15 protein-coding genes and 2 tRNA genes are annotated in these 18,933 nt (G+C 65.8%); 6 read left to right on the forward strand and 11 right to left on the reverse strand.

Features of this window, described 5'->3' with window-relative positions; translation table 11 throughout:
• Positions 1-60: 60 nt before the first annotated feature.
• The 6 genes from TX79_RS07020 to TX79_RS07045 are packed head-to-tail and all read right to left on the reverse strand — an operon-like array spanning position 61 to position 8,275.
• Entirely contained in the window at positions 61-519 is a 459-nt protein-coding gene (locus TX79_RS07020) for a NusA-like transcription termination signal-binding factor (protein WP_049926706.1), read from the reverse strand.
• Between the two features lie 3 nt (positions 520-522).
• Positions 523-1,716, reverse strand: coding sequence for a DNA-directed RNA polymerase subunit A'' (rpoA2, locus tag TX79_RS07025; protein ID WP_049926707.1), 1,194 nt, complete (start codon positions 1,714-1,716; stop codon positions 523-525).
• On the reverse strand, positions 1,709-4,633 hold the full coding sequence (locus TX79_RS07030) for a DNA-directed RNA polymerase subunit A' (RefSeq protein WP_049926709.1): 2,925 nt from the start codon (positions 4,631-4,633) through the stop codon (positions 1,709-1,711). Before TX79_RS07030 ends, rpoA2 begins: the two co-directional genes overlap by 8 nt.
• A 3-nt stretch (positions 4,634-4,636) precedes the next feature.
• Entirely contained in the window at positions 4,637-6,466 is a 1,830-nt protein-coding gene (gene rpoB, locus TX79_RS07035) for a DNA-directed RNA polymerase subunit B (RefSeq protein WP_049926711.1), read from the reverse strand.
• Positions 6,467-6,469: 3 nt separating this feature from the next.
• Entirely contained in the window at positions 6,470-8,047 is a 1,578-nt protein-coding gene (locus TX79_RS07040) for a DNA-directed RNA polymerase subunit B'' (RefSeq protein WP_049926714.1), read from the reverse strand.
• Entirely contained in the window at positions 8,048-8,275 is a 228-nt protein-coding gene (locus TX79_RS07045; RefSeq protein WP_049926716.1) for a DNA-directed RNA polymerase subunit H, read from the reverse strand.
• A gap of 391 nt (positions 8,276-8,666) precedes the next feature.
• Here TX79_RS07045 and TX79_RS07050 point away from each other — a divergent pair.
• From TX79_RS07050 to TX79_RS07065, 4 genes are all read left to right on the forward strand, one after another.
• A tRNA-Asp gene (locus tag TX79_RS07050) sits at positions 8,667-8,739 on the forward strand.
• A gap of 209 nt (positions 8,740-8,948) precedes the next feature.
• Positions 8,949-9,021, forward strand: a tRNA-Asp gene (locus TX79_RS07055).
• A 296-nt stretch (positions 9,022-9,317) separates the two neighbouring features.
• A complete protein-coding gene (locus TX79_RS07060; protein ID WP_049926718.1) occupies positions 9,318-9,728 on the forward strand; it encodes a group I intron-associated PD-(D/E)XK endonuclease in 411 nt (136 codons plus the stop codon).
• Positions 9,729-9,839: 111 nt separating this feature from the next.
• Positions 9,840-11,930: a bacterio-opsin activator domain-containing protein gene (locus tag TX79_RS07065; protein WP_049926719.1), complete on the forward strand. Its 2,091-nt coding sequence runs from the start codon at positions 9,840-9,842 to the stop codon at positions 11,928-11,930.
• Between the two features lie 196 nt (positions 11,931-12,126).
• On the opposite strand, the gene TX79_RS07070 is transcribed toward TX79_RS07065, so the two are convergent.
• From TX79_RS07070 to TX79_RS07090, 5 genes are all read right to left on the reverse strand, one after another.
• Positions 12,127-12,882 (reverse strand): protein-L-isoaspartate O-methyltransferase family protein, encoded by a 756-nt coding sequence (locus TX79_RS07070; protein WP_049926721.1) that lies wholly within the window; start codon positions 12,880-12,882, stop codon positions 12,127-12,129.
• An 87-nt stretch (positions 12,883-12,969) separates the two neighbouring features.
• Complete coding sequence (locus TX79_RS07075; protein WP_049926723.1) at positions 12,970-13,620, reverse strand: protein-L-isoaspartate(D-aspartate) O-methyltransferase; 651 nt, start codon at positions 13,618-13,620, stop codon at positions 12,970-12,972.
• Between the two features lie 379 nt (positions 13,621-13,999).
• On the reverse strand, positions 14,000-14,668 hold the full coding sequence (locus tag TX79_RS07080; protein WP_049926724.1) for an HVO_0476 family zinc finger protein: 669 nt from the start codon (positions 14,666-14,668) through the stop codon (positions 14,000-14,002).
• Positions 14,669-14,746: 78 nt separating this feature from the next.
• A complete protein-coding gene (locus TX79_RS07085) occupies positions 14,747-15,208 on the reverse strand; it encodes an SHOCT domain-containing protein (protein WP_081655505.1) in 462 nt (153 codons plus the stop codon).
• An 86-nt stretch (positions 15,209-15,294) separates the two neighbouring features.
• Positions 15,295-17,001 (reverse strand): nucleoside recognition domain-containing protein, encoded by a 1,707-nt coding sequence (locus TX79_RS07090; protein WP_049926727.1) that lies wholly within the window; start codon positions 16,999-17,001, stop codon positions 15,295-15,297.
• Positions 17,002-17,181: 180 nt separating this feature from the next.
• Here TX79_RS07090 and TX79_RS07095 point away from each other — a divergent pair, with 180 nt between their 5' ends.
• Positions 17,182-18,483, forward strand: coding sequence for a GTP-binding protein (locus TX79_RS07095; protein WP_049926729.1), 1,302 nt, complete (start codon positions 17,182-17,184; stop codon positions 18,481-18,483).
• 1 nt (position 18,484) lies between these two features.
• Positions 18,485-18,709, forward strand: coding sequence for a DUF7511 domain-containing protein (locus tag TX79_RS07100; protein WP_230198550.1), 225 nt, complete (start codon positions 18,485-18,487; stop codon positions 18,707-18,709).
• The last annotated feature ends 224 nt before the right edge of the window (positions 18,710-18,933 follow it).

Consider the following 18,933-nt stretch of genomic DNA (forward strand, 5'->3'; position numbering starts at 1 on the left):
CGAGCGACGAGGAACCAGAAGGGACGAAGAAAACCGATCCACTGCGCCCGATTAGGGCGGTCAGATCAACTGTACGTCGTCGATGTCGAAGTGCCGATCGGCGAGTTCACGGGCGGTTTCGATCGTCCGCCCGTTCGAGCCGATAGCGACGCCGCGGTCCTGGTCGGCGACTTCGACGTAGGCGACGGTGTCCTCGTTCTCGCTGATGGTCACGTTGTAGACGGCCGCCGGCGCGAGCGCGTTCGCGACGAACGTCTCGGGATCGTCGGCGGCTTCGACGAGTCGTACCGGCATCTCGACGCGATCCTCGAAGCGGGTGACCGTCCGTCCGCCGGGGCCGATCGCTTCCCCCATCTCCCCGCTCGCGACGACGACGATCAGCCGTTCGTCGGCGTCAACGTCGGCGTCAGCGTCGGTACCGTCGACAGACTCGAGGAGACAGTCGATCCCTGTCGCCCCCGTTACCTCCTCGAACAGCGCGAGCTGGCGACGGGCCTCGTCGTCGAGGGAGACGGGCATCGATCAGTCGGCCTGGCTGCTGGGACCCGTCGACCCCATCCGCAGGTCGACGTCGCCGGTGCCGAGCTTGATCGGCTTGCCGACGATCACGTTCTCCGTGACGCCCTGCAGTTCGTCGACCTCGCCGTGGATGGCGGCGTTGAGCAGGTGGTTGACCGTCACCTCGAACGCCGCACGAGCGAGCACCGAGTCCTTCGAGCCGGAGATGCCGTGGCGGCCGATCGACTCGATCTCGCCGTTGTTGGTCATGATGTCCGCGACGAGCATGAGGTGACGAACGTTGACGTCGTCCAGGCCCTGTTCGGCCAGCGTGTTGTTCGTCTCCTCGATGATCGCCTCGCGGGCGGCCTCGACGCCCAGGTTGCGGTAGATCTCGTGGATGTTGTTACACGTGGTCCGGGAGGCGTCGACGCCCTCGATCTCGAGCACGTCGCCGAAGGCCGAGCCCTCGGTGTAGAGGACGAACTCCTCGCTGCCGTCGTCCATCTCCTCGCGGCGGATGACGACCCGGGAGATGTCCTCGATGCCCTTGAACGTGATGTCGCGTAGCTCCTCGACGAGTTGCAGAAGGTCGCGATACGAGGGTTCCTCGGGGCCGAACTCGATCTGAGTTCCCTGCTGGACGGTGTCGACGCCGAGGTGGTCCTCGATCGTCTCGGCGACCTCCTCGGGCTCGATCATCCGCTCGGTGAGGGTGTCCTCGTTGAGCGCGATCTGGACGCGCATGTCCGCGACGTTCGTCGAGACGTCGCCCAGCGCGAGGATCTTGGTGGCCTCGATCTTCCAGACGACCTCGTGGGCCTTCTCGCGCTCGGTGGCGTACTCGTCCTCGAGGTGGACGGTCATCATCGGCGTGTCCGGGGTCTTCCGGGCGTCGACCAGCTCGATCAGCCGGGGCAGGCCCTGGGTGACGTCGATCTCCGCCACGCCGGCGTAGTGGAACGTGTTCATCGTCAGCTGCGTCCCCGGTTCGCCGATCGACTGCGCGGAGACGGTCCCGACGGGGTCGAGTGGATCGACCCGGGTGTCGACGTAGCGCGTCTCGACCGCTTTCGCGAGTTCGTCGGCGTCCTCGACGGTCGCGTCCTCGCGGCTCTCGAGTTCCTCGTAGACCTCGTCCTTGAGCCGCCGGGGGAGGTCGGCGTCCTCCACGACGGCGATCATGTCGTCGGTGACGTCGTAGTCGACCTCAGTCATCGGAGGTCACCTCCGGACCGTCGACGGAGAGGCGATCGTCGGCGTGCTCGGAGAGGTTCGTCGGCCGCGGCCGCCGGCCGAGGAACTCCTGTTTCTCCTCCTCGGAGTCGAACTCCGAGTCGAGGACGCGATCCGCGATGTGGGCGACGTCGATGTCGTTGTCGTCGCCCGAGGAGACCTTGACCGGCGAGGTGCCGTCCTCGCCGAACTCGAACTGGACGATCGTATCGGACGTATCGCGGACCGTGCCGTCGTACTGGGTCTCGAGTTCCGACAGCGCGTTGATCAGGCGACGCTGCAGGTAACCGGACTTCGACGTTCGGACTGCGGTGTCGACCAGCCCCTCGCGGCCACCCATCGCGTGGAAGAAGAACTCCCGCGGCGTCAGACCGCTCGTGTAGGAGTTCTCGACGAAGCCGTGGGCCTCCGCGGAGAGGTCGTTCTCCTTGTAGTGGGAGAGAGTGCGGTTCTCGTAGCCGCGGTTGATGCGCTCGCCGCGAACCGCCTGCTGGCCGACGCAGCCGGCCATCTGGGTCAGGTTCAGCATCGAGCCACGCGCCCCGGATTCGGCCATGACGACCGCCGGGTTCTCGTCCGTGAAGTGCTCGTCGGCGATGTTCCCGGCGTTGTCACGTGCCCGCGAGAGCGTCTGCATGATCTTCATCTCGAGGGTCTCGTCGATCGTCCGGCCGGGCAGGGTCTCGAGTTCGCCGCGTTCGTAGGCCTCGATGAGTTCCTGGACGCGGTCGTAGGCGTCGTCGATCGTCTCGTCGATGCGCTCCTGGGCCTCCGTCGGGATCGTCTCGTCGTCGATCCCGATCGAGAAGCCGAAGTGCATGATCGAGCGCATCGCCAGCGACGCGACCTCGTTGATGAAGATCCGGGCGCGGGTCTTGCCGTAGATCTTCGTGATCGTGTCGACGATCTCGCCGCCGAACTCGCCGACCTCGTCCTCGGCGATGGTCCCCTCGACGAGCTGGCCGTCCTCGATGACGACCTGCTCGCCGACGGTGCCCGTGAACTCGAGGTTCAGGTCGTCGGGCAGCAGCTCCGAGAAGACGTCGTAGCCGGTCCAGAACGGCTCGCCTTCGTCGTCGATGCCGCTGGGTTCGGGCAGTTCGTCGATCCGGGTCGCCCGCAGCAGGTCCAGCGCCTGCGTCTCGTTGAATCGGGGGTTGTTGTGGGTCAGGAGGTAGGTCCCGGAGATGTGGTCTTGGATGGCCCCGATGATGTTCTCGCCGAAGCGCGGCGAGAGGATCTGCTCCTGGACGCGCATGAGCACGCGGGCCTCCGCGCGGGCCTCCTCGTTCTGGAGCGCGTGCATGTTCATCTCGTCGCCGTCGAAGTCGGCGTTGTACGGCGGACAGACGACGGTGTTCAGGCGGAAGGTCTTGTACGGCATGACCACGACCTCGTGGGCCATGATCGACATCCGGTGCAGCGACGGCTGGCGGTTGAAGATGACGATGTCGCCGTCGACGAGGTGGCGGTTGACCTCCCAGCCGGCCTCGACCTTCTCCGCGAGCTGTTCGCAGTTCTTCTCGGTCACCTTCAGCCGGCGTCCGTCCGGCCGGCGGACGTAGTTCGCGCCGGGGTGGGCCTCGGGCCCGTTCGCCACGTAGCGGCGGGCCTCCTCTAAGTTGCGCTCGGTGACGTTCATCGTCTGGGTCATCTCCTTGGCCACGCGGTCCGGAACGCCGACCTCGTTCAGCGAGAGGGTCGGGTCCGGCGAGATGACGGTACGCGCGGAGAAGTTGACGCGCTTCCCGGACAGCGAGCCGCGGAAACGCCCCTCCTTGCCCTTCAGCCGCTGGGAGAGGGTCTTGAGCGGTCGCCCGGAGCGGTGCCGGGCCGGCGGCGTCCCCGAGATCTCGTTGTCCATGAAGGTGGTGACGTGGTACTGGAGCAGTTCCCAGAGGTCCTCGATGATCAGTTGCGGCGCGCCGGCCTCGCGGTTCTCCATGAACCGCTGGTTGATCCGGATGATGTCGACCAGCTTGTGGGTGAGGTCGTCCTCGGATCGCTGGCCGTTGTCGAGCGTGATCGAGGGCCGCGCGGTGACCGGCGGCACCGGCAGCACCGTCAGGATCATCCACTCGGGACGGGAGCGCTCGGGGTCGATGCCCAGCACTTCGATGTCCTCGTCCGGGATGTCCTCGAACCAGTCCCGAATATCGGAGGGCATCAGCTTGTTCGTGTCCTCCTCGGTCAGGTCGATGTCCAGGGCCTTCTCGATGGCCTTGCGCTGGCTCTCGCGCGGGCGGAACGACCCCGAGAGGATCTCGTTGATCCGCCCGAGGTCGATGTCGGTCTCCTCGGCGAGTTCGTCCGGCGACATCCGCTCGCCGTCCTCGCCGCCCTGCATCGCGCCGGCGATCCGCTGGGAGTACTCGCTCGTGAGGACCTGCTGGACCTCGTAGTAGGTGGTCGGCTTCTCGTGGTCGATGTCGTACTGGATCTCGCCACAGAAGGGACAGCGATCCTTCTTGCGGGCCTGTCGGATCGCGGCCTTCGTGACGTCGTTCAGGTCGCGTCCGAGTTTCCGCGTCTGGTCGATCTGTTCGCGGAACTCGACGCGCTCGTCCTCCGTGAGCAGGAGTCGGGAACACTCCCGACAGGTACCGCGCAGGAGGCGGCGAATGAGCTTCGTGAAGCCGACGTGGATGACCGGCGCGGCCAGTTCGATGTGCCCGAAGTGGCCGTTACACGAGCCGGAGTGTTTGCCGCAGGTCTTGCACTCGAGCCCCGGATCGATCACGCCCAGACGCGGGTCCATCAGCCCCATGTCGATGGGGAACCCGTCGTCGTCGTAGGTGTCGGCGGTGATGATCTTCGTCGCGCTCATCTCCCGATACTCCTCGGGCTCCATGAGCCCGAAGTTGATCTTCCCGATGTCTTTTGGTGTGTTGTTTCGCATGCGTTAGACGGCGTCCTCGAGTTCCAGTCGTGGCGCGATACCCAGAGCCTTCATCTCGTCGAGCAACAGCTTGAACGCGTAGCTCATCTCGATCTCGTGGATGTCGGTCTCCTCGTCGCAGTTCGGACAGTAGACCCGGCGTTGCTCGACGTTCTCGACCGCGCTCATCCCACACTGCCCACAGATCGGGATGTACTCGCGGTCGGACTCGTCGAGCAGGCGCTCTTTGAGGGTCATCGCCGCGCCGTGGCCGATGAAGACGTCCCGTTCCATCTCCCCGATACGGAGACCGCCCTCGCGGGCGCGACCCTCCGTCGGCTGGCGAGTCAGCACCTGCACCGGCCCACGCGAGCGGGCGTGCAGCTTGTTCGAGACCATGTGGTAGAGCTTCTGGTAGAAGATCACGCCCACGAAGATCTCGGCCTCGATCTTCTCGCCGGTGATGCCGGAGTACATCGTCTCCTTGCCGGCCGAGTCGAAGCCGGCCTCCTCGAGGCCCTCGCGCAGCGCGGACTCGTCCTCGCCGAGGAACGGCGTGCCGTCGACGCGCCGGCCCTCGAGCGAGCCGAGTTTGCCGCCGATCATCTCGAGGATGTGCCCGACGGTCATCCGGGAAGGCAGGGCGTGGGGATTGAGCACGAGGTCCGGCACGACGCCGTCCTCGGTGAATGGCATGTCCTCCTGGGGAGCCAGGTGGCCGACGACGCCCTTCTGCCCGTGGCGGCTGGCGAACTTGTCCCCGAGTTCGGGGATGCGCTCGTCCCGAACGCTCACTTTCGAGAGTTTCGAGCCGTCCTCCCCCTCCATCAGCGTGACGGTGTCGACGACCCCGCTCTCACCGGAGCGCATCGTGACCGACGTTTCCCGGCGCTTCTGGGGCGAGAGGCCGCCCATGTCGTCGGGTTCCTCGAGGAATCGCGGCGGGGAGGTCTTGCCCAGCAGGACGCTGTTCTCGTCGACCTCCGTCTCGGGGTTGACGAGGCCGTCCTCGTCGAGATGCGAGTAGGCTTCCTCGCCGCGGGCACCACGGACGTCCTGGGAGGGAATCTCGAAGCGGTCCTCCTGGCCGCCTGGGTAGCGCCGTTCCTCGCCCTCGTAGGTCCGGAAGAAGTGCGAGCGGGCGAGCGCACGCTCGACGCTGGCCTTGTTCATGACCAGCGCGTCCTCGATGTTGAACCCCTCGTAGCTCATCACGGCGACGACGAAGTTCTGGGCGGCTGGCCGGTCGTCGAAGCCGATCTGTTCGGTCGTCTGGGTCTTGACCATCGAGAGCTGCGGGTAGTGCAGCAGGTGCTGGCGCGTGTCCGGCCGGATCCGATAGTTGGCCGACGGCAGCCCCAGCGACTGCTTGATCATCCCCGCCCCCATCGTAATGCGCGGGCTGGCGTTGTGCTCGGGGTAGGGGATCATCCCCGCACCGATCCCGAAGATCAGCGACGGGTCGATCTCGAGGTGCGTGTGGTCCTCGGTGAGGTCCTCCTCGTCGACGGCCACGAGGATGTCCTCCTCCTCTTCGGCGTCGATGAACTCGACGTAGCCGTGGTCGACGAGGTCCTCGAACTCGAGGTCGCCGTTTTTGAGCGCCTCGATCTCCTCGTTGGAGATGCGCGGCTCGCCGTCCTCGACGACCAGGAGCGGCCGCCGGGCGCGGCCGGCGTCGGCGTTGATGATCACTTCGCGGGTGCGCTCTTTGACCGAGACGTTGACCATCTCGCTCACGTCGCCGATTCGTCGCGCTTCCCGGATCTGTTCGGCCAGTTCGTGCGGGTCGGGGTGGGTCCCGACCAGCGACCCGTTGACGTATACTTTGGCGTCTCGCTGTTGGCTGCTCATGGATTAGTCGTCCGCTGGAGTCGATCGCTCGATGCCCTCGAGGCCCGGAATGCCCTCGACGCCCATCGATGCCAGTTCGCGTTTGAGTGCCTGTTCGTCCTCGATGTTCTGGGAGAGTTCCATCGCCTGCGCGAAGTTCTTCACCAGCCCACAGTTGGGTCCCTCCGGCGTCTCGGAGGGACAGATGCGCCCCCACTGGGTCGCGTGGAGGTCCCGCGCCTCGAAGTGGGGCTGGCTGCGCGAGAGCGGACTGCGGAGACGACGGAGGTGCGAAAGCACGCCCATGAAGTCGGTCCGGTCCACGAGTTGGGAGACGCCCGAGCGGCCGCCCACCCAGTTGCCCGTCGCGATCGGGTGCTCTAAGCGCTCGGTCAGGACGTCCGACCGGACGACCGTCGAGACCGAGAGGTTACGATTCCGCATGTTGGCGCGCTCGAGCTGGTACTTGACGTCCCGCGCGAGCTTGTTCAGCGCGGTCCGGAACAGGTCCTTCATCAGGTCGCCCGACACCTTGAGGCGCTTGTTGGCGTAGTGGTCCTTGTCGTCGGCCTCGCGCCGCCCCAGCGCGAGTTCGAAACAGGCCTCGGCCATCCGACAGAGGTAGTGAGCCTTGTTGATACGGACGTCCTCCTCGGGAACCCCGTCCTCGTGGAGGTGCGGCAGGAGGTACCGGTCGATCACGTAGTTCGCACGCTTGAGCTGGTAGTTCTTGCCCTGGCCGGAGGCGACGCGCTTCCCGAGGGCCTCGATGGCCTCTTCCTCGGTCTGGACCTCTGCCTCCTCTAAGTTCTCGAGCATGTACTTGACGACCTCGGGATCGTTCGAGACCTTGTGGACGATCTCCTCGTCGCTCTCCAAGCCCAGTGCACGCACGAGCGTCACGAAGTTGATCGATCCGGAGACGGAGGGGAACGACACCTCGAGCAGACCGTCGCGGGTCCGTTCACAGAGCACCAAGGCCCGGTAGCCACGGCGCTGCGAGAAGGTCTTGGCGACCTGGATCTCGTCGCCGTACTTGGTGTCGTACTCGGCGAGGATCTTGTTGGGCGCGAGGTCCTCACTGGTCATCAGCACCCGCTCGGAGCCGTTGACGATGAAGTAGCCGCCGGGGTCGGCGGGGTCCTCGCCGATCTCGATGAGTTCCTCGTCGGAGAAGCCCGCGATGTTACACTTCTCCGATCCCACCATGATCGGCATCCGACCGATCTTCGTTTCCGTCGAGTCGACGACCCGCTCGTCGCCCTCCTCGCCCTTGACGATGCTCATCTCCATGAACACCGGCGCTGAGTAGGTAATGTTCCGGAGGCGGGCCTCCTGCGGGTAGAGCAGTTCCTCGGAGCCGTCGGCCTCGCGGACCCGCGGCGTCACGACGCGCACGTCGCCCAGTTCGACGTGTACGGGTTCTTCGCCTTCCTTGTCGCCGATGTCCGTGTCGATCGTCTCCTTCTCGTCGACGACCTCCTGCATCCCCCGGTTGAGGAAGGCGTTAAAGGAGCGGTAGTGGTGTTCGGCGAGCCGTTCCCTCGAGAAGTATTCGCGCGAAATTTCCCGTCGTTCGTCTCGGTCGAGTTCCATTGCCATTTATTCCACCACGAGTCGGTATACGATCGCCTCGTCGGTCGTTCGCGAGTCTCGAACGATCTTCACCACGTCGCCGACCTCCGCCTCGTCCGGCAACGCGGGATCGGTACGTTTGATCTTCGGCAAGTCTGTGCGGTCGATGTCGTACTCCGCGAGCACCTCCTCGAGTTCGTCTTCCTCGAGCAGGGTGTGCTCCGGAACGAGTTCGTGTTTGCTTACGTCTACCATGTGTCGGTTGGGGTGTGCGTGTGGGCTATCGGGAGAGAAGTGGCTGTCACGAGATACTACAGATAGCTATCGCGGGCACGCAGTTAAGCGTTTCTAACTGACCTCGAGAAGCGTGGCTAACCGGCCGGGCGGACCTGACCGGGTGAGCCGATCACGTGTGTGAGTATCCGACTATCGGTTAAATTCCTTGCGGGACCTGTCACTTTCTGTCACTGTTCGCAGGAGCCGCTGGCACGTGAGGCGAGCGAGACGACCACTCGAGAGCTGTATCGACAGTTTCGGGTGAGGAAGGAGGAACCGTTCGAGTCGCCCGTCGTGCCGAGATTCACCGTACCACACGGTAGTCGATTGGAAAGCCTTAATACTCTCACCGGGAAACGATGAGTTGCAAGCCCGGGTGGTGTAGTGGCCCATCATACAACCCTGTCACGGTTGTGACGCGGGTTCAAATCCCGCCTCGGGCGCTTTCTCCGACTCTCAGCCCGCAAGTGAAGGCATCGTTCTCCCACGATCGCTACAACCCACATGACCAGAGACGGCTATTGACAGGATTTAGATTAGTCTCGGTCGATATCGTAGCAGTAATTGGTCCTATTGATGAGGAATACCAAACAATTCCGATGAGTGTGGAACAAAACCCTTAATACTCTCACCGGGAAATGACGAGTTGCGAGCCCGGGTGGTGTAGTGGCCCATCATACAACCCTGTCACGGTTGTGACGCGGGTTCAAATCCCGCCTCGGGCGCTTTCTGTCGACGTCAATTCGTGAGCGAGAAGCGTAGCGACGAGCGAACGACGACGCCGACGAAACGCTAACGAAGGGATTTGAATTACGGAACGAGCGAACGAAGTGAGCGACGTTCAGGTGGTTCAAATCCCGCCTCAGGCGCTTTCCTCGACCCTTACTGGATAAACAGCATCGAAGCCGTATCACGGGACCGAAGACTGGACTACGTTTCGTGTTGAACTACCGGCTTGCTCTCGAGCGAGACTGGCCGGTTGGTCCCGACGTTTTTACATAATTACCGGGGTAACGCGGCCATGCAAAATTCGAAAGCGATCGGTGACGAGACCGAAGCGAAGGCGATCGCAACGCTCGTCGAGGCCGGGTACACCGTGTCGGTCCCCTTTGGTGACAACGACAAGTACGACCTCGTGGTCGACGACGGAACGCTCTATCGCATCCAATGTAAGACGGCATGGCCGAACAAAGCGGAGACAATCCGATTCAATACTCACTCGCAGACGACGCGAAACGGCTCGTACTACGAGCAAACGTATCAAGGAACGATCGATGCGTTTTTCGTTCGTGATCCAGCGACGGAGACCTTCTACTGGATCGATGCTGCGGACGCGACGGAACAAAAGATGGAGCTACGATTCGACGGGGAAATCGATCACCATTCGATAAACTGGGCTCGCGATTACGAATTCACTGGCGAGATTCCATGAGTGAGCCGGTGCCGAAATTCGGTCGACGCCGACCGATCGGCTAACGCGATCAACGCTAATTATTTAGTACTCGTCTCTCATTGCCAAGCAACTGATCCGGGCAGCTAATCCATGTCACAGTCGATTTCAGTTCTCGTGGTCGACAACGAAACCGGATTCGCCGAACTCGTGGCGGAGATGCTCGAGCGCGAACGCGACGACGTCGTCGCCGAGGCGGCGACGAGTGGAGCAGAAGCCCTCGAGGTGCTCGAGCGGCGGCCGATCGAGTGCATCGTCAGCGATTACGAGATGCCCGAGATGTCGGGGCTGGAGCTGCTCGAGCGGGTTCGCGAGCGCGACCCGGAACTCCCGTTCATCCTGTTTACGGGACGGGGGTCCGAGGAGGTTGCGAGCGAGGCGATCGCGGCGGGAGTGACGGGCTACCTCCAGAAGACGCCCGGCAGCGAGCAGTACACGCTGCTGGCGAACCAGATCACGAACGCCGTCGCCCAGTACCGGACGAAGATCGAACTCCGCGAGAGCGAGCGACGCTACGAACGAACCGTCGCGACGTTACACGAGGCGACGCGTGGGCTGATGCGGGCCGAGACCAAAAGCGAGATCTACCGGCGGGCGGTCGAGACGGCCGGCGAGATCCTCGAGGCGTCGTTCGTCGTGGCGTACGCGTTCGATCCGGAGGCGGGCGTCCTGGAACACGTCGCGTCGACGGCTCACGATCCCGTCGATCCGGATGGGACGATCGAGCGCGGCGAGGGACCGATCTGGGACGTCTTCTCCGCGGGTGAGAGCGCCACGATCGACGACGGAACCGGGATCACGGGCGCACGGACGATGGGTCCGAGCGAGGCGCTCGTTCCGCTAGGTGCCCACGGAATCGTCGTCGCCGGTGCCGCCGATGCCGACGGGTTCGACGAGACCATGACGGAGCTGTTTCACGTGCTCGCGGCGAACACGGAGGCCGCGCTCGACCGGGCCGAACGCGAGCAACTGCTCCGGGAACACGACCGGACGTTGACGCGGAAAAACGAGGAACTGACCCGACTCAATCACATCAACGCGGTCGTCCGCGAGATCAACCACGGCATCACGCAGGCCTCGACCCGGGCGGAGATCGAGACGACGGTCTGTGAGCGCCTCGCCGACACCGATCGGTACCGGCTGGCGTGGATCGCCGAGGCGACGACCGAGCCGCTCGAGCCCCGGGTGTGGGCCGGCGTGGACGCGACCTACGTCGATCGGATCCGGGACGACGACCGGCCGCCGGAGGCGGGCGTGATCGAGCGAGCCCGCTCCCAGGGGTCGGTCCAGGTCGTCGAGAACGTCCTCGAGGCCGACGGCTGGGATCGACGACGGACCGAGGCGTTGACCTACGGTTACCAGGCCGTAGTGGGGGTGCCGCTGTCGACCGCCGACCGCCAGTACGGCGTCTTGCTCGTCCACGTCGACACCGTCGACGCGATCGGCGACGGCGAACGCGAAGTGTTCGCCGAACTCGGCGAGACGATCGGTCACGCGATCCGATCGGTCGAACGGACGCGATCGATGCTCAGCGACAGCCGCCTCGAACTGGAACTCGTCTGTCGGGACGAGCGGCTGGTGTTCAACTGGCTCGGCGAACGGATCGACGGGCCGGTAACCGTCGACGGCGTCCTCGACCGGCCGGAGGAGACCGTCGCGTTCGTCAGCGCACCCCTCGAGACGGATCTCGAAGCGGTCGCCGACGACCGTGCGGCGATCCAGTCCGCGACGGTACTCTCGGAAGGCGAGGACGAGCGCCTGTTCGAACTGACGATCACTGCCCTGCCGTTGCTCGACGCGTTGCGGACCCACGACGTCCAGTTACGATCGGCGACCAGCGACGGCGGCGAGACGACCCTCGTCCTCGAGGTGCCACAGGCGACCGACGCCCGCTCGCTCGTCGAATCCATCCGCGAGGAGTACCCGGACACCGACCTGGTAGCCCGGCGGGAGACGACCAGCACGCTATCGGCTGGGCAGTTGGATACCTATCTCGAGGAGGAACTCACCGAACGACAGCTCGAGGCGCTGCAGGCCGCCCACTACAGCGGGTTCTTCGAGTGGCCCCGCGAGAGCACCGGCGAAGACCTCTCGGAGGCGCTCGACGTCTCGCCGCCGACGTATCACTACCACCTCCGGGCCGCCGAACGGAAACTCGTCGATCTGGTGTTCGACGAGTGCTAACTGATTAGTACGTTCTCGAGAAAGACACTAAACACCTAGAGATTATTTTTAACCCCCGTCACGGCATAGGGTACGATGGCGATCCGCGGTAGACTGTCGCCACCCCCCAATCCCCCACCCCCTTTCGCGGACCCAACTCCCCCGAGAGGCTTCGTTCCGCGCCGCTGCCGATCGAGAACCGATAGCGGCGCGTGGTTCAACCCGAGTGGCGGCCGACGGCGTCGTCCCACTCGATCCAGTCCTGCTCCCAGCCCCGTCGGGACTGTGCCCGTCGCCGGGCGAACTCGCGGTCCTCGCGGTTCGTCCGGTTGCGTTCGACCGTCCCCGACTGTTCACCGTCGACGAGCAGGGGGTCGAAGGTCACGGCACCGAACGTCTCGCGCTCGTCGTCCGCCGTCACGGCCTCGAGTTCCTGCACCTGCGTGCCGCGGGGGTAGACCAGTCGACCGTCGTCGGCCAGTTGCTCGCGCAGCGCCCGCGGCGGATCGACCGCGGCGGCCTCGAGCAGAATTCGATCGAAGGGAGCGTACTCCGGGAGGCCGTCCGCGCCGTCCCGGCAGTCGACGAGGACGCCGTCGTAGCCGGCCTCGGCGAGGTTGCCGCGGGCCTCGAAGACCAGCGGGCGAGCGATGTCGATCGCGTGGACGTTGGTCTCGCCGACGAGTTCGGCGACGACGGCGGCCGTGTAGCCGACGCCGACGCCGACGATCAGGACGGTATCGTCGGGGTCCGGCGCGAGGGCCTCGAGCAGTCGGGCGACCGTGGTGGGGGCGAGCGCACGCGTGCCGAGCACCTCGTGTTCGCGGTCGGCGTAGGCCGTCCGGTCGTCGGGGAGGAACGCGTGACGTGGGACGTCGCGCATGGCGACGGCGACGGCCTCGTTCTCGAGGACTTCTTTCGGGGGTGCCTCGAGGCCGTCGACCATGTCCTCTCGCAGTACCGCGGGGTCCATAGTCGGGCTATCCCGCGGGCGAATAAGAACCCCGCGCTTGCTCTGGAGGGGGCAGATCGAAGGGTGAGGTCGGGTTCACGTCCGGTCTCAGCCGCGCATCTGGACGAATCGCACGCCGCCGTGTTCCACCCGCTCGAGGCTGCCGCCCTGGCGTTTCGTCGCCTCGACGAGCGTCTGGTGCCCGCTACCGATCGGTGCCAGGATGCACCCGCCGGGCCGAACCTGTTCGACGACCGGGTCCGGAAGCTCCGTCGCGGCGCAGGTGAAGTAGGCGGCGTCGTAGGGGGCGTGTTCGGGCCACCCCTCCCGGCCGTCCCCGATTCGGACCGAGACGTCGCCGTAACCGAGGTCGGCGAGTGTCTCGCGGGCTCGACGGGCCAGATCCGCGCCGTACTCGACGCTGTAGACGTGTTCTGGCGCGACGATCTCGGCTGTCACCGCGGCGTGGTAGCCACAGCCAGTACCGACCTCGAGCACCTCGTCGCCGGGGGCGAGATCCAGGTGGTCGGCCATGATCGCGACCATGTGCGGCGCGCTGATCGTCTGGCCGTCCCCGATCGGCAGCGGGCGGTCGGCGTAGGCGTCGCCGCGGCGGTTCTCGGGGACGAACGCGTGGCGCGGGACCGCCCGCAGGGCCTCGAGGACGCGCTCGTCGTCGACGTGTCTGGACACGGTGTCGACCATCCGCTCGCGGGCGGCCTCGAGGTCGTCGGGGTCGCCGCCGAACCGGTCGAACATATCCGGGGCTACGACCTCGGGACCAATAGGCTGTGGGGCGCTCGTCGCTACTGATAGGTGTTTTTCGCTCGGTTGCAGCGGCGAGAGCACCACGAAAGCCCCTGAGCCTCTTTCATTCCCACCCGTGTCGCCTGATCGGCCGGGCTACCGTTGGGTGGGAATGAAAGGGGCTGGAACGTTGAGCGAACGCGAAGCGTTCGCGATGCTCGGGAGAGCTTGCTCTCCCGTTGCTCGAGGAAGCACGACGACGCAAGCACCGGAGGGAGCGAGGAACGAGCGACCGAGGAGCACAGCGAGGCGCACGACTCGAGCGGCTCAGGGGCTTTCGTGGTGGTAGTCGCGAAAAAGCGTTCGAGGACAGCACTACCGTTCGAACCGACTACCAGGCGGACCAGGCGCTGGTGGTCTGGTCGTAGGCGTAGACGCGTTTGGCGTCCTTCGCGAGGACGGTGTCGCCCTCCATCTCGTAGCGGTCGCGCTCGTAGCCCGTCGCGTCGTCGCGGACGACGAAGGCGTCGATCTCGATCTCGTCGTCGCCGAACTCCTCGACCGCGCCGACCTCGAACTCGTAGTCGCCGGGGACGTAGACCGTGATCGAGCGGCTGTCGTCGCGCCGGCCGTCCTGTGGGTGGACGGTGACGTTGACCGCGACGTTATCGACCTCGCGGGTCCAGACGGTCTCGATCTCGTCGGCCGGGGCTTCCTCCACGCGGCGGTGGCCCTCGAGTTCGACGCTCGTGACCCGAACCGTCGAGAGCACCTCCTCGGTCTCGAGGATGAACTCGTCGCCGACCTCGACGGTCTCGTCTTCGGGCGTGGTGACGTTCGCAGTAAAGGACTCGCCCTCCTGGGAGACGACGACGTCGAGGGTGACTTCGCGCGTGCGTTCGGGCGTGACCTTGTGGACCTGGCCACAGTCGCTACAGCGGACGGTGAACGTGCCACCGCCCTCGGAGACGGTCAGTACCTCGTGGACCGTCTCGAGCTCGGGCGAGCACGAGGGACAGGGCGTCGGCACCCGATCCGGGGTGTCCTGGGTATCAGTCATACACCCCCGTAGAGGCCACGTACTGAAAAGGCGATTGGACCGCGGATTCGTCGCAACCGGCCGATTCGCGCCGACGGGTTATCGTCGGTCGAGTTCCCGCTCGCGATCCCCGGTCGTCCGGTCCGGCGACTGGCGCTCCTCGTCCGGCGAAGGGTCAGACCGACGGTCGACGTACGTCCGCGCGTCGGTCAGCGATTCGGTCTCGAGCAGGCGCTCGAGGCGGCGTTCGAACTCCGCGTCCGAGAGTTCGCCGCGGGCGTACCGCGCTCGAAGTTCCTCGAGCGCCTCCTCGGCGTCGCTCGGCTCGCGGTTCCGGGTTCGCTCCCCTCCCGTGCGGTCCTGGTAGAGTTCGATCCCGGTGAGCGCTACCGGCAACACGCAGGCGAAGCCGACGATAAAGACGACCCAGAAGTAGGAGTAGCCGGCGGCCATCAGCCCGAACGCGGTTAGCAGCGTCACGCTCGTGATCAGCAGGGCCACGAACTCCTCGAGTGGCGAATCGTCGCCGTCGTCGGTCGATCCCTCTCCATCGATCCCCATACCGACTGTCAACCGACGGACCGGATTAATAGTTGTTCCTCGACGATGGCTGGAAGCAGGAGAACGAACGCGGCACGGTCTCGCGGTCAAAACAGCGCACTGCCGACCCACGCGAGTCCGAGGGCGAAACCGATCGCAGCCAGGGCCTGCCGCGCGAGCATCTGGACGACGAACCGCCAGGAGACCTCGCGAGCGACCGTGATAGCCGTGACGAGACACGGCAGGAGTACGCCCGCGAGGTAGACGGCGACCAGTACTTCGAGCGGCGAGAGCGCGTCGATCCCCGCCGAGTCGGCAGTCAGCAGGGCGATCCCGTCCTTGCGAATCGACGCCAGGACGACCGGGAGGGCGGCCTCGGCCGGCAACGAGAAGACGGCCATCGTCGGCTCGAGGACGCCGCCCAGGCGCTCGAGCGCGCCGACGTACTCGAGCAGTGCGCCGACGACGCAGATGCCCGCGAAGACCGGTAGAGCGGTCGTGAGGAAGCTCTCGAGCGATCCCCGCGCCTCTCGCCAGACCGCGCGGGGACGAGGCCACTCGAGGAACGTGCGGCGATCGACGGCGAGCGTGGCGGTGCGGGCCTCGGGCGGGGCGATCAGGCGGACGTAGACGAGCGTCGAGGCGACCAGGACGGCGATGTAGGGGCCGACGAGCCACGGCATCCCGACGGCGGCGAAAACCGCGAGCGTCGCGGGGAACTGGTACGAGCAGGCCGCTCCGAAGGAGATGGCCGAGATGGTCGTACACCGGGTGCAGTCCGAGCAGCTACGGGTGCTCGTCACTGCGGGGACGTTACAGCCAAAGCCCATCACGACCCGGACGAGGTCCCGACCGGTGAGGCCGACGCGTCGCATCAGGGGGTGGAGTGCGGTCGTTACCCGCGTCACGAGGCCGCTCGCCTTGTACGCGCCCATGAACGCGGCGAAGACGAGCATCGTCGGCAGCGCCCAGACGAACAGGAACGGCCCCATCGCGAGCAGGCCGTAGTCGCCCCCGAGAACGGCCGCCAGCGGCCCCGGCAGGCCCGCGGCCCACGAGACTGCCGGCTCGAGCGCCGCCCCGACGAGCGGATCGAGTTCGCCCGCGACCGCGTTCGCGAACCAGACGGCGACGATGGCGGGCGCGTGCAACACGAGCGCGCTCACGAGCGGGCCGGCGTAGGGGCGTTCGAGGATCGTCTCCGGAGGCTCGATCTCCCAGCCGACCCGCGTCGCCGTTCCGCCCGGGAATTCGCCGCTCTCGCCGATGGCGTCCCGGACGGCACGGGCGTCGACGGGGAGGGACTGGCCGCCGGCGGATGGGTCCGCGGGAGCGGCCGATCCGCCGCCGGACGTGGGCGTCCCGCCGTCGGCCGCGACGGGCGTCAGGGTTCGCGCGTCGACCGGTACCACGGGGACGCCGAGATCCGCCTCGAGGGCGGCCAGCGCCTCGTGAGCGTGGGACGTCTCCTCGACCTTGTCCCAGTAGGTGACGACCACCGCGCCGGTCCGACCCTGGACAAGCGGGAGCAGATCCGCGAGGTCGCGGTCGATATCAGTCGCCGGCACGACCAGCACGACCTCGTCGGTCACCTCGAGTGCAGACAGCGCCTCGCGGGTCGTCTCCGTGTCGACCTCGAGTGTGATACCGGGCGTGTCGACTACCTCGAGGTCGTCGTCCCGGTAGACCTCGCTCGAGACGGTCGAACCGCCGACGTTCTCGTCGGTGGGCGCGGTTCCGGTGAGGCCGGCCGCGAGCGCCGACTTGCCGACGCTCTCCTTCCCGATCAGAACGACGCGGTTGCGATCGGGCATTCAGCGGCCGTCCTCTGCGTCTGGGCCGCGGCGTTCGAACGCGATACGACGATCACCGGACGGTGTTCGGTACCGGGTCGAGGCTCGAACCATCGTCACGGGATATCGAGCCGCGCTGTTAATAACTTCTCCGACTTAGATAATAACCTCTATTACTATGTCCCGTGTGTTGTTAACCGAATGTCCGACGACTCGATCCCCGTGACGGTGCTGTCCGGAACGCTTGGTACCGGCAAGACCACCCTGCTGAACCACGTGTTGCGCACGACCGACCGCGATCTCGCCGTACTCGTCAACGACATGGGTGAGGTCAACGTCGACGCCGACCGCGTCGCGGAGTCCTCCGACATCGCCGACGCTGACGAGGAACTGATCGAGCTCTCGAACGGCTGTATCTGCTGTGAGTTGCGGGGTGACTTGCTCGACGCGATCGGCGAACTCACCGCCTCCGAGCGAGAGTTCGACGCCGTCGTCGTCGAGTCCACCGGCGTCGCCGAACCGCTGCCGGTCGCACAGACCCTGACGCTTGGCTTCGATCAGTCCGACCTCGATCCCACGGAGTTCTACGAGGAGACCGGTATCGAACCGCTCGAGGGCTGTCACCTCGATACGACCGTCACCGTCGTCGACGCCCACCAGTTCGACGCGGCGATGGAATCCGACGAAATTCTCGACGACGACGGCACGAAAAAGCACCTCGGCGACCTGCTGGTCGAACAGGTCGAGTTCTGTGACGTCCTCGTCCTGAACAAGTGCGACCTGGTCGACGAGGACACGCTCGAGGAGATCGAGGCGACCCTCGAGGTGCTCCAGCCTCGGGCGGACATCGTTCGAACCGAACACGGCCGGGTCGACCCCGACGAGGTCGTCGAGACCGACCGGTTCGACTTCGACGAAGCGAGCCAGTCGGCCGGCTGGATCCAGGAGCTCGAAGAGCCCCACCAGTCCGCCGAGGAGGAACACGGCGTCACCTCGTTCGTCTTCGAGGCCCGGCGGCCGTTCCACCCCGAGCGCCTCGCGGACCGCTTCGACGAGTTCCCCGACGAGGTCGTCCGCTCGAAGGGCCACTTCTGGATCGCGAGCCGCGAGGGCGAGGCACTCACGTTCAACGTCGCAGGGCAGTCCGTCCGGGTCGGTCCGGGCGGGACGTGGCTCGACGCCGCCCCGCCCGAGGAGCGCGAACGGGCGCTCGCGGAGAACCCGGAACTCGAGGACGTCTGGCACGATCGCTGGGGCGACCGCAGTATCCGACTCGTGCTGATCGGCGTCGAGATGGACCACGAGTCGCTGCGGGCCGACCTCGCCGACTGTCTGGTGACCGACGACGAACTCGAGGACGACTGGTCGACCTACGAGGACCGATTCCCGACGTTCGACCCACCCGGAAGCGACGAACCGACGGCCGGCGAGCAGGACGAGACGGGCGCTGACGGACCGGTCGACGCACCCGACGACCAGGAGGAAATCGGGCTCGCCGACTGAGGTGACCGACGACGTGAGCGACACCCACGGCGAACCGCGGGAACGCGATGCCGACGGTGAGCCACCGCTGCCGGACGTCTCGCCCTGTTACGAGGCGTACCTCGAGCGCCACGACCATCGGCCCGACGCCTGTACGATCTACTGTTCGATTTCGAACGCCACGGCGCGCGACCAGTGGATCAAGGCGTGGGGCGACGGGTTCGTGTCGCGCGAGGAGCTGCGCTAGGGGTGGCCCCCTCCACGCACTTCCGAACCGCAGTCAGGACGAACGTCACCGACGGCCAGCGACGCGATCGACCGACTGATCGACGGGGACGAGCGCACGAACCTCGCCGTCATCGTCCGTACGAACGCCTCCGCGGGGAGTTCCTCGACGGTCCCACCACCTCGACGAACGGTGACGAGATCGCCGCTCGTTCCGCGAACGAGTGATGCGCTCCCGGGAACGAA

This window comes from Halopiger goleimassiliensis, from assembly GCF_000455345.1.
Taxonomy (GTDB): Archaea; Halobacteriota; Halobacteria; order Halobacteriales; family Natrialbaceae; genus Halopiger_A; species Halopiger_A goleimassiliensis.